The sequence below is a fragment of the Micromonospora sp. LA-10 genome (genome assembly GCF_051853095.1).
Classification (GTDB): domain Bacteria; phylum Actinomycetota; class Actinomycetes; order Mycobacteriales; family Micromonosporaceae; genus Micromonospora; species Micromonospora echinospora_A.
Genome location: NZ_CP195710.1, coordinates 564,520 through 575,946 on the forward strand (window position 1 = coordinate 564,520; position 11,427 = coordinate 575,946).

An 11,427-nucleotide genomic window follows, 5' to 3' on the forward strand; every position below is an offset into this window, starting at 1 on the left:
GTCACTTGGCGTTGAAGTAGTTCGCCTCCGGGTGGTGCACCACGATCGCGTCAGTGGCCTGCTCCGGCACCAGCTGGAACTCCTCGGACAACTGCACGCCGATCCGCTCCGCGCCCAGCAGTTCCACGATCTTCGCCCGGTCCTCCAGGTCCGGGCAGGCCGGGTAGCCGAACGCGTACCGGCAGCCTCGGTAGTCGGTGCGCAGCAGACCGGCCAGGTCGGCCGGGTCGTCGTCGGCGACGGTGCCGCCGCCGGGCAGCACCAGCTCGGCCCGGATCCGCCGGTGCCAGTACTCGGCCAGGGCCTCGGTGAGCTGCACCGACAGGCCGTGCACCTCCAGGTAGTCGCGGTACTCGTTGCCGGCGAACATCTTCGCCGTGTACTCGCTGATCGGTTGCCCGACGGTGACCAGCTGCAGCGCCACCACGTCGAGCTGGTCGCCCTTGGGCCGGAAGAAGTCGGCCAGACACAGCCGCCGCTCCTGCCGCTGCCGTGGGAAGGAGAACCGGGCCCGCTCGCTGTGCCCGTTCTCGTCCAGCACCACCAGGTCGTTGCCCTCGGAGTACGCCGGGAAGTAGCCGTACACCACGGCCGCCTCCAGCACCTGGTCGGAGATCAGGCGGTCCAGCCAGTACCGCAGCCGGGGCCGGCCCTCGGTCTCGACCAGTTCCTCGTACGACGGGCCCTTGCCGCCGCGGGCGCCGCGCAGCCCCCACTGGCCGAGGAACGTGGCCCGCTCGTCGAGCAGCGCCGCGTAGTCGGCCAGCGGCACACCCTTGACCACACGGGTGCCGAAGAACGGCGGCTTCGGCACCGTCACGTCCACCGCCACGTCGGAGCGGACCGAGGCGTCGTCCAGTTCGGGCAGCGCCTCGCGGACCTGGGCCCGCTGCCGCTCGCGGCGCTCCCGGCGGGCCGCCAGCGCCGCCTCGCGCTCCGGGTCGACCACCGGCGCACCGCCGCGCTTGGCCGCCATCACGCGGTCCATCAGGGACAGCCCTTCGAACGCGTCGCGGGCGTAGTGCACCTGGCCCGGGTAGATCGATCGCAGGTCGTCCTCCACGTACGCGCGGGTCAGCGCGGCGCCGCCGAGCAGCACCGGCCAGCGCTCGGCCACGCCCCGGGAGGCCATCTCGGCCAGGTTCTCCTTCATGATGACGGTGCTCTTGACCAGCAGGCCGGACATGCCGATCGCGTCGGCCCGGTGCTCCTCGGCGGCGTCGAGGATCGCGTTGATCGGCTGCTTGATGCCGATGTTCACCACGTCGTAGCCGTTGTTGGACAGGATGATGTCGACCAGGTTCTTGCCGATGTCGTGCACGTCGCCCTTCACCGTGGCGAGCACGATGCGGCCCTTGCCGTCGTCGTCGGTCTTCTCCATGTGCGGCTCCAGATAGGCCACCGCGGTCTTCATCACCTCGGCGGACTGGAGCACGAACGGCAGCTGCATCTGGCCGGAGCCGAACAGCTCGCCGACCACCTTCATGCCGTCGAGCAGCAGGTCGTTGATGATGGACAGCGGCGTACGCCCCTGCGCCATCGCGGTGTCCAGGTCGGCCTCCAGGCCGTTGCGCTCACCGTCGATGATCCGCCGCTTGAGCCGCTCGTCCAGCGGCAGCGCGGCCAGCTCCTCGGCCCGGGTGGCGCGCGCCGACGCGGCGTCCACGCCCTCGAACGCCTCGATGAACCGCTGCACCGGGTCGTAGCCCTCGCGGCGACGGTCGTACACCAGGTCGAGCGCCACCTCGCGCTGCTCGTCCGGGATCCGCGCCATCGGCAGGATCTTGCTAGCGTGCACGATCGCCGACGTCAGCCCGGCCTGGGCGCACTCGTGCAGGAACACCGAGTTGAGCACCTGCCGGGCCGCCGGGTTGAGACCGAACGACACGTTGGAGATGCCGGCGGTGAAGTTGACGCCCGGGTAGCGCGCCGCGATCTCCCGGATCGCCTCGATCGTCTCGATGCCGTCGCGGCGGGTCTCCTCCTGCCCGGTGGCGATCGGGAACGTCAGCGCATCGATGAGGATGTCCTCCCGGCGCATCCCCCACCGGCCGGTCAGGTCGTCGATGAGCCGGCTGGCCACGCGTACCTTCCACTCGCGGGTGCGGGCCTGGCCCTCCTCGTCGATGAGCAGCGCCACGACGGCGGCGCCGTGCTCCCTGACCACCGGCATGACCCGCGCGTAGCGGGAGTCGGGGCCGTCGCCGTCCTCGAAGTTCACCGAGTTGACCACGCACCGGCCGCCGAGCATCTCCAGCCCGGCCTCGATCACCGCCGGCTCGGTGGAGTCCAGCACGATCGGCAGCGTCGAGGCGGTGGCGAACCGGCCGGCCAGCTCCCGCATGTCCTGCGTACCGTCGCGGCCCACGTAGTCGACGCATAGGTCGAGCAGGTGCGAGCCGTCGCGGGCCTGGCTGCGGGCGACCTCCACGCAGGCCTGCCAGTCCCCGGCGAGCATCGACTCGCGGAACGCCTTCGAGCCGTTGGCGTTGGTCCGCTCCCCCACCATCAGGATGCTGGCGTCCTGGGCGAACGGCACGTGGTGGTAGATCGAGGAGACCCCGGCCTCCGGCTTCGGCTCCCGCGCCACCGGCGCCCGCCCGCCCAGCCGCTCCACCAGCACCCGGATGTGCTCCGGGGTGGTGCCGCAGCAGCCGCCGATCAGGCCCACGCCGTAGTCGGTGACGAACTGCTCCAGCGCGTCGGCCAGCTCGTCCGGGCTGAGCGGGAAGTACGCGCCGTCGGCGGTCAGCACCGGCAGGCCCGCGTTCGGCATCACCGAGATCGGGATACGCGAGTGCTGCGCCAGGTAGCGCAGGTGCTCGCCCATCTCCGCCGGGCCGGTCGAGCAGTTCAGCCCGATCAGGTCGACGCCGAGCGGCTCGATCGCGGTCAGCGCGGCGCCGATCTCGCTGCCCAGCAGCATGGTGCCGGTGGTCTCCACGGCCACCTGGCAGATGATCGGCACGTCCCGGCCGGCCTCGGCGCGGGCCCGCTTCGACCCGACCACCGCCGCCTTGACCTGGAGCAGGTCCTGGCAGGTCTCGATGATCAGCGCGTCCGCCCCGCCGGCGATCAGTCCGGCGGCGTTCGCCTGGTACGCGTCGCGCAGCGAGGCGTAGCTCGCGTGCCCGAGCGTGGGCAGCTTGGTGCCCGGACCCATCGAGCCGAGCACGAACCGGGGGTGCTCCGGCGTCGCGTACGCGTCGGCTGCCTCCCGCGCGATCCGCGCGCCCGCCTCGGACAGCTCCCGGATGCGGCCGGGGATGCCGTACTCGGCGAGGTTGGGCAGGTTCGCGCCGAACGTGTTGGTCTCCACGCAGTCCGCGCCGGCGGCCAGGTAGGCGTCGTGCACGCCGCGGACCACGTCCGGCCGGGTCACGTTGAGGATCTCGTTACAGCCTTCGAGGCCGTCGAAGTCGTCAAGGGTGAGGTCGGCCGCCTGGAGCATCGTCCCCATCGCGCCGTCCGCGATCAGGATCCGATCCGCCAGCAGGTCACGCAACGAAATAGGCACATGGCCCAGGTTAGTGCGCCCGAGTACGCCAGACTCACCCGAACCGGGCCTTCCCACATACTGCCCGGCCGGCCGGCGTACGCCTTTGCGCCGGTTCGCCCGGGTGGTCGACCTCGGCGACCGGCGCGGCCGACGGGCCGGCCCCGTCGGCGGCACGTAGGCTGACGGACGTGAAGGACAACAGGGGTGCGACAGTGCGACGGGGCGCCGCGCCCGACGAGCAGGGTGAGGTGACGGCGTGACCGAGTTCGACGGGCTGCCGGTACTGCGCTCGCCGGTCGCCATCGCGGCCTTCGAGGGCTGGAACGACGCCGCCGACGCCTCAACCGCCGCCGTGGAACACCTGGAGCAGGTCTGGCAGGCCCGGCAGGTGACCGAGCTGGACCCGGAGGACTTCTACGACTTCCAGGTGAGCCGTCCGACGATCACCATGGCCGACGGGGAGACCCGGCGCGTCGAATGGCCCACCACGCGGTTCATGGTGGCCAGCCCGGAGGGCACCGAGCGGGACGTGGTGCTGATCCGGGGCATCGAGCCGAGCATGCGCTGGCGTACCTTCTGCGAGCAGGTGCTGGAGATCTGCCACAGCCTGGAGGTCGAGCGGGTGGTCCTGCTCGGCGCGCTGCTCGCCGACGTGCCGTACACCCGGCCGCTGCCGATCAGCGGCAGCGCGTCGGACGCCGACGCGGCCAAGCGCTACCAGCTCACCCCCACCCGGTACGACGGGCCGACCGGCATCGTCGGCGTGCTGCACGACGCCTGCACCCGGGCCGAGGTCGACGCGGTGTCGTTCTGGGTGCACGTGCCGCACTACGCCAACAACCCGCCCTGCCCGAAGGCCACGCTCGCGCTGCTGCACCGGGTCGAAGACGTGCTCGACCTGCCGGTGCCGATGGCCGACCTGGCCGAGGAGGCCGCCGAGTGGGAGCAGCGGGTCCGCAGCGCCGCCGAGCAGGACGCCGAACTCGGCGAGTACGTGCGTGAGCTGGAGGAACGGGTCGGCGACGCCGGCATCACCCCGCTGACCGGGGACGAGATCGCCCAGGAGTTCGAGAAGTACCTGCGCCGCCGCGGCGGCTCCGCCGGGCCGACAGCGGGTTCCTGGTAGCAGCTTTCCGTCGAAGCCGGGTCCCCTCGCCGGGGCCCGGTTTCTGCGTGTCCGGGGTAGCGGCGTCACACCCCGTAGGGCATCCTAGGAACCTAGCTGTTCTGGTTCTGAGGAGGCCCGGATGCAGATCAACCCCGGCGCGGCCGAGTTCCCGCACCGGCAGATCGCCGCGCAGCTCAAGGCCCAGGTGCGCCGCGGCGACTGGGGACCCGGCGAGCGGCTGCCGTCCATCCCGGCCATCGCCGAGATGTTCGGCGTCGCAAAGCAGACCGTCCAACGCGCCGTCGACCAGCTGCGGGTCGAAGGCATCCTGATCACCAAACCCGGCTCCGGTACGTACGTCCGCGGCACCCGGCGCCGCCTCAACCGCCTGTCCCGGGGCCGGTACGGCGGCTTCCGCGGCTACCACACCGACCTGGCCGCCCGGTACCGCCAGCAACTCGTCTCGGTCGGCCGCTCCCCCGCCCCGGCCGAAGTGGCCGACGCGTTCGGCGTCGCCGACGGCACCGAACTGCTCTGCCGGCGGCACCTGGTACGCACCGACGACTCCCCGGTTGAGGTCGGCGCGTCGTGGTTCCTGCCCGCCGACACCGCCGGCACCTCGCTGGAACGCGCCGAGGCGTTCGGCCGGCCGCTCTACCAGGAGGCCGAGGAGGTCACCGGCCGGCGGTACGTCACCGCCACCGACACGATCAGCGCGCGCCAGCCCAGCCGGGAGGAGGCGGAGATCCTCCAGATCCGCCCCGACACACCGGTGCTGCATTTGCTGCACGTGGCGTACGACGAGCGGCGCAAGCCGATCGAGGTCGCGCAGGCCACCTGGCCCGGCCCGATGACCACGCTCACCGAGGAGTACAAGATCCCCGCCCCGTCCCCCGACCAGGACCCCGACCCCGGCCTGGTCCTGGGCTGACCGCCCGCGCCCCGGCGCTCCCACGCACGCCCCGGCGATCTTGCACTCCGCGCCCCGGCATACGGGGCATTTACGACGCCCCGAGGGCCGCAAGTGCAAGATCGCCGAGGTGGGCCGGTAGGGCCTGCGCACACGCACGCAGCCTCCCTTAAAGGGCCGCGCCCGGCGGAACTCCCGCCCGGGCACACGGGCGCAGCTCACGAAGTGGCCACGCCACGGGCCGGGTCACGCGGGGTGGAACGCCATGGGTGTCAAACCGCCCCTGACACACCCACCACGTTCCATCCACCCGCCGAGCGACGCGATCTTGCGGTTTCCGACCCCGCGAACCGGGGCGAAACGGCGAGAGCGCGGGCCGCAAGTGCAAGATCGGCGAGGCGAGGCGAGGCGCGACGCGGCGGGGGACGGACGAGCGAGGGCGAGAGCGCGGCGCGGGACGGATGAGCGAGGGGCGGGCGGGGCGGCTACAGGGCGATGCCGAGGAGGGCGTCGACCGTGTCGGCGAACAGCTCCGGGGCCTCCGGGTCGTCCGTCGCGCCGTTCAGTGCCCCGTCGGCCCAGCGGTCAGCCGCCGCCAGAGCGCCCGGCGTGTCCAGGTCGTCGGCCAGGCGCTCGCGTACCTCGGTCAGCAACGCCGCCCCCGACGGCCCGGCCGGCGCGGCGGCGGCCCGCCGCCAGCGGTCCAGCCGCTCCTGCGCCTCGGTGAGCAGATCGTCGGTCCAGGACCGGTCGCTGCGGTAGTGGCCGCTCATCAGCGCCAGCCGCACCGCCATCGGGTCGACCTTGTCGGCCCGCAGCCGGGACACGAAGACCAGGTTGCCCTGGGACTTCGACATCTTCTCGCCGTCCAGGCCGATCATGCCGGCGTGTACGTAGTGGTCGGCGAACGGCGCCTCGCCGGTGAGCCGCTCGGCGTGCGCGGCGGAGCACTCGTGGTGCGGGAAGATCAGGTCGTTGCCGCCGCCCTGCACGTCGATCCGGTCGCCGAGCAGGTTCAACGCGATGACCGTGCACTCGATGTGCCAGCCGGGGCGGCCCGCGCCGAGTTCACCGCCGGGCCAGGACGGCTCGCCCTCGCGGGCGCCGCGCCACAGCAGCGGGTCGAGCGGGTCGCGCTTGCCGGCGCGCTCCGGGTCGCCGCCGCGCTCGGCGAACAGCTCCAGCATCTGCTCGCGGGACAGGTTCGACTCGTAGCCGAAGCGCGGGGCGGCGGAGACATCGAAGTAGACGTCACCGGTGCCGTCGTCGAGGCGGTACGCGGCGCCGTCCTTGAGCAGCACCAGCACTTTCTCGGCAATCTCCGGGATCGACTCGACAGCGCCGACGTAGTGCGCCGGCGGGATCATCCGCAGCGCCTCCATGTCCTCGCGGAACAGCGCGGTCTCGCGCATGGCCAGGACCTTCCAGTCCTCGCCGTCGCGTTCGGCGCGCTCCAGCAGCGGGTCGTCGATGTCGGTGACGTTCTGCACGTAGCGCACGTCCAGGCCGGCGTCGCGCCACATCCGCTGCACCAGATCGAACGCGATCATGGTGGCGGCGTGCCCCAGGTGCGTGGCGTCGTACGGGGTGATGCCGCAGACGTACATCGAGGCCGCGCCCTCGGGCCGGCTGGGGTGGGCGCCCTGCCGCGCCGAGTCGTACAACCTCAGCGGCACGCCCGCGCCGGGCAGCCGTGGCACCTCGTGTCCCGCCCAAGACTCCATGACCGCCAGCCTAACGATCCGTCAGACCCTCGGGTGCCGCCCTACGGGTGATCAACGCGACAGCGGCTCACATCGGCGGCCAGGGCATCGCCGGCCACTCCTCAGGAGGCAGCGGGAACCGGCCGGTCTCGCGCAGCCGCCGTACCCGGGCCGCCAGCGCCGCGGTCTCACCGATCGTCAGGTGGTCGGCCAGTTCGTCGCCGAGCGGGCCGCGAAGCTGACCGGCCAGGCCGTCGAGCATCTCCACCGCGTCCGGTGGCAGCTCGCGGCCGGCCCAGCCCCACAGCACCGTACGCAGCTTCTCCTCGACGTGGAAGCTCACGCCGTGGTCGACGCCGTAGATCCGGTCGTCCGGGCCGACGAGCACGTGCCCGCCCTTCCGATCGGCGTTGTTGATCACCGCGTCGAGCACGGCAAGCCGGGCCAGGCGGGGGTCGTCGGCGTGCGCCAGCGCGTACGCGGCGCCGTCGTCGTCGCGGGCCGCGGCCACCGGGAACCAGCGCGGCGGGATCTCCCGCGCCGGCACGAACCCGACGAGCGGCTCGGCGTCGTCCGGCTCGTCGATCCAGAGCTGGCAGGAGCCGGGACCGAACGGACCGTCGCGCAGCACCGTCGGCGGCACCAGGTCCCAGCCGGTGGCGCGGGACACCAGGTAGGCGGCCACCTCCCGGCCGGCGAGCGTGCCGTCCGGGAAGTCCCATAGCGGGCGCTCGCCGCGTACCGGCTTGTAGACACAGTGGGCGGTGACGTCGCCGAGCGCGACGACGCCGCGCAAGGTGGCGTTGGAGGCGTCGACCAGCCGCCCCTCCAGGGTCAGCTCACCGTCGGCGAGCAGCCGCAGCGCCTCGGCGCCGTCCTGTCGGGGCTGCAGTTCCGACGACGTCACCGGTGATAGCCGTTGTTCCGGGGGCAGAGGTGACCGGCCGGGTCCAGCGGCTGCCCGCACAGCGGGCAGGGGGGACGGCCGGCGTTGACGACGCGCTTGGCCCGCTCGATGAACTCGCGGGTCGCCTCCGGGGTCAGCCGTACCCGGAGCCGGTCGAGGTCGGCGTCCGGCTCGTCCGGTTCCTCGTCGGTGTCGTCGTCCGCGCCGCCCAGCTCGACCTCGACCTCCGCCTCACCCACGGCGATCGCCTCGATCACCACCGTCGCGGTGTCCACGTCGAAGGCCAGGCCCAGCGTGCCGACGCGGAACTCCTCGTCCACCGGGGTGTCGAGCGGCTCGTTGTCGCCGCCCGTCGTCGGCGCGGCCTCGGGCAGCTGCACGCCGAAGCGGCGCTGCGCCTCGGCGAGCAGCTCTTCGAGCTTCTCGGCGAGCAACGACACCTGGACCTTCTCCAGCGACACGCTGACCAGCCGGCCGCCGCCGCGCGCTTGGAGGAAGAACGTACGCTCCCCCGGCGGGCCGACCGTACCGGCGACGAACCGCTCGGGCGGCTCGAAGGCGTGCACCTGGTGCGTCATACCCACGACCCTATCCGGCGTGTGGAAGTGCCGCGCAGCCCACCGACGCCGAATCCGCCCAGAGCGAACGCGCCGCGCCGGGCCGGCTATCCGGCCGCGCCCGCACCCCCGCCGACCGCCGCGTCCGACTCGGCCGGCCGCGCCGAACGCCGGCGCCGCTTGCGCGGCGGCGGGACCAGCGCCGACAGGTCGCCGCCGGTGTCGTTGAGCCGGACCAGGAACGGCCGCAACGGGGTGTAGCGGATCGCCGTCACCGACGCCGGGTCGACCACGATCCGCTGGAAAAGATCAAGGTGTACGCCGAGCGCGTCCGCCACGATCGCCTTGATCACGTCGCCGTGGCTGCACGCCAGCCAGACCGCCTCCGGCCCGTGCTCGGCGTTGACCCGCGCGTCCCACGCCCGCACCGCGGCCACCGCGCGCGCGGACATCGCCGCCATCGACTCCCCCTGCGGGAACGCGGCGGCGCTCGGGTGCTGCTGCACCACCGGCCAGAGCGGCTCCTTCGCCAGCTTCTTCAGCGACTGCCCCTCCCAGTCGCCGTACCCACACTCGATCAGCCCCTCGTCGACCACCGGCGCGGCGTCCGGCAGCGCCAGCTCCAGGGTCTGCCGGCAGCGGATCAGCGGGCTGGTCACCACCGCCGCGAGCGGCAGCCCGGCCAGGCGTGCGCCGACCGCGGTCGCCTGCGCCCGGCCGGTGTCGTCCAGCTCGACCGGTTGCCGCCCGGCCAGGCCGCCGTCGGCGTTCGCGGTGGTCCGGCCGTGTCGCAGAAGCAGAAGGGTCGCCACGCTGACCACCCTAGGCGGTACGCCCCGCCGGTGATCGTCCCGCCACGACGCCCGCCTATCGGCCACCAGTTCCCCGAAGTGGCGGCATCGGGGTGCCCCGGACGCCGCCACTTCCCCGAACTGGCGGAACGGCCGACCACTTCCCCGAACTGGCGGCATCGGAGTGCCCCGGATCCGGCCACCTCCCCGAGCTGGCCAGCCAGCCACCAGTTCCCCGAAATGGTGGCAACAGGGCAGGCGGATGAGCCCTGACAACCGAACCGGCTGGCACACAACGCGCCTTCGGCGTGGTGCGGAGGAGGCCGGACCCCGCCACCTCCTTGAACCGGGCGGACCAGGCCGCCCCGAGGCGAACTGCCCGGCGCCGGACAACGGCGAAGGCAGCCGCTACCCCGAACTGGCAGGCCAGTCACCCCCGAAATGGTGGCAACGGAGTGCTGCGGATCCCGCCACTTCCCCGAGGTGGCGAACCGGTCACCACTACAACCGAGCGGCGCGAACCGGATGCCCCGGGCGCAAGCGAGGGCGAGGAGTGGGTCACAGCGGAGGGCGGGGTTGGCCAGCTCGGGGAGGTGGCCGGATCCGGGGCACTCGGATGCCGCCACTTCGGCGTAGTGGTCGCCCGGTCCACCAGTTCGGGGAAATGGCGGGATCCGGGGCACCCCGATGCCGCCACTTCGGGGAACTGGCGACTGGTTCGCCAGCTCGGGGAGGTGGCGGGTCCGGGGCGCCCCGTTGCCGCCACTTCGGCGTAGTGGCCGGCCGGTCCGCCACTGCGGCAAGTGGCGGGTCCGGGGCACTCGGATGCGGCCACCATGCTGGTCCGTCCTAGCCGTTGATCATGGAGTTGGCGGTGACAAACCGGACAACCGGCGCCGTCAACCTCATGATCGACGGCAGCAAGGACGGCCAGAGGCCCGGGCTGGGGCTGGCCTGTGCTGGGCTGGCCTGCGCTGACCGGCGGGCTGGGACGAGCGTGCGGTTCGGGGCCGGTGTCCGGACGTGGGTGCGGTGTCGGGTTTCGGGGTGGTCGGGGACACCTTGGTGGCGGAATCGGGGACGGCCGCGAGGCGTTATACCTGGTGAACGACCGCAGCAGCATCCCCCCGCACCCCCGCGAGGGCGGATGGCACCCCGGAATGAACCCGGGACGGCGGTCGTTGCACATCCTTCCGGCCCCCCGAACCACGGGCAGCGAAGCCGGATCCCCCGAAGACTTCTTGTGCGCCTGACGGTGCCCGCGCGCCCCATCCCCCCGGGTGTGCGTCGACCCCCGAATGGAGCCCCCCATGAACACGATCCTGCGTAAGAGCATTCTCGGTATCGCTGGTCTGACCGTCGCCGGTGGCCTGGCCGCCGGCCCGCTCAACCACACCGACACCACCCCCACCACCCGCGACGCCGCGGTCACCACCACCCAGACCGCCGCGAAGCTCGACACCGCCACCCTGATCCCGCACGGCGTGCAGGGCACCCAGTCCCACATCGACCTCAACGACGAGCAGACCGCCAACGTCAAGGCGATCATCGCCGCCACCAAGAAGGCCGGCATGGACGAACGCGCCGCCGTCGTCTCCATCGCCACGGCCCTGCAGGAGTCCAAGCTGGAGAACCTCGGCCACCTCGGTGACCGCAACGACCACGACTCGCAGGGCCTGTTCCAGCAGCGCCCCTCCAGCGGTTGGGGCACGGTCGAGCAGATCACCGACCCCGAGTACTCGACCACCGCGTTCCTGAAGGGCCTCAAGCAGGTCGACGGCTGGCAGGACATGCCCCTGACCGTCGCCGCCCAGACCGTCCAGGTCAGTGCCTACCCCGACCACTACGCCCAGTGGGAGCAGCAGGCCGCCGACCTCGTCGCCGAACACTGGAACAAGTAAGCAAGACAGGCCGGCACCCCGATGAACGGGGTGCCGGCCTTTTCGCGTGCC

At 72.4% G+C, this 11,427-nt stretch carries 8 protein-coding genes; 3 read left to right on the top strand and 5 right to left on the bottom strand.

Going from position 1 to position 11,427, the window contains the following annotated elements; all coding sequences use genetic code 11:
* Position 1: 1 nt before the first annotated feature.
* On the bottom strand, positions 2–3,517 hold the full coding sequence (metH, locus tag ACSDG8_RS02755) for a methionine synthase (protein WP_210891501.1): 3,516 nt from the start codon (positions 3,515–3,517) through the stop codon (positions 2–4).
* Positions 3,518–3,755: 238 nt separating this feature from the next.
* On the opposite strand from metH, the gene ACSDG8_RS02760 reads away from it, so the two are divergent.
* Both ACSDG8_RS02760 and ACSDG8_RS02765 read left to right on the top strand, forming a co-directional pair.
* Entirely contained in the window at positions 3,756–4,625 is an 870-nt protein-coding gene (locus ACSDG8_RS02760; RefSeq protein WP_184685755.1) for a PAC2 family protein, read from the top strand.
* A gap of 121 nt (positions 4,626–4,746) precedes the next feature.
* Positions 4,747–5,538: a GntR family transcriptional regulator gene (locus ACSDG8_RS02765; protein WP_184685754.1), complete on the top strand. Its 792-nt coding sequence runs from the start codon at positions 4,747–4,749 to the stop codon at positions 5,536–5,538.
* 464 nt (positions 5,539–6,002) lie between these two features.
* Here ACSDG8_RS02765 and mshC read toward each other — a convergent pair whose 3' ends face one another.
* The 4 genes from mshC to ACSDG8_RS02785 form a co-directional block, all read right to left on the bottom strand.
* The gene (gene mshC, locus ACSDG8_RS02770; RefSeq protein WP_210891498.1) at positions 6,003–7,241 is read right to left on the bottom strand and encodes a cysteine--1-D-myo-inosityl 2-amino-2-deoxy-alpha-D-glucopyranoside ligase; all 1,239 of its coding nucleotides are present in this window, start codon (positions 7,239–7,241) and stop codon (positions 6,003–6,005) included.
* A 67-nt stretch (positions 7,242–7,308) separates the two neighbouring features.
* Complete coding sequence (locus ACSDG8_RS02775) at positions 7,309–8,127, bottom strand: SCO1664 family protein (RefSeq protein WP_210891497.1); 819 nt, start codon at positions 8,125–8,127, stop codon at positions 7,309–7,311.
* Positions 8,124–8,705: a DUF3090 domain-containing protein gene (locus ACSDG8_RS02780; protein WP_210891495.1), complete on the bottom strand. Its 582-nt coding sequence runs from the start codon at positions 8,703–8,705 to the stop codon at positions 8,124–8,126. Before ACSDG8_RS02780 ends, ACSDG8_RS02775 begins: the two co-directional genes overlap by 4 nt.
* Positions 8,706–8,791: 86 nt before the next feature.
* Complete coding sequence (locus ACSDG8_RS02785) at positions 8,792–9,505, bottom strand: histidine phosphatase family protein (RefSeq protein ID WP_439427621.1); 714 nt, start codon at positions 9,503–9,505, stop codon at positions 8,792–8,794.
* Between the two features lie 1,280 nt (positions 9,506–10,785).
* Here ACSDG8_RS02785 and ACSDG8_RS02790 point away from each other — a divergent pair.
* Entirely contained in the window at positions 10,786–11,376 is a 591-nt protein-coding gene (locus tag ACSDG8_RS02790; RefSeq protein ID WP_210891491.1) for a hypothetical protein, read from the top strand.
* Positions 11,377–11,427 lie beyond the last annotated feature (51 nt).

What these genes read in the sequence shown, in the direction of transcription:
- ACSDG8_RS02780 (WP_210891495.1), bottom strand. Translation starts at nt 8,705, where the DNA reads ATGACGCACCAGGTGCACGCCTTCGAGCCGCCCGAGCGGTTCGTCGCC.
- mshC (WP_210891498.1), bottom strand. Translation starts at nt 7,241, where the DNA reads ATGGAGTCTTGGGCGGGACACGAGGTGCCACGGCTGCCCGGCGCGGGC.
- ACSDG8_RS02790 (WP_210891491.1), top strand. Translation starts at nt 10,786, where the DNA reads ATGAACACGATCCTGCGTAAGAGCATTCTCGGTATCGCTGGTCTGACC.
- ACSDG8_RS02765 (WP_184685754.1), top strand. Translation starts at nt 4,747, where the DNA reads ATGCAGATCAACCCCGGCGCGGCCGAGTTCCCGCACCGGCAGATCGCC.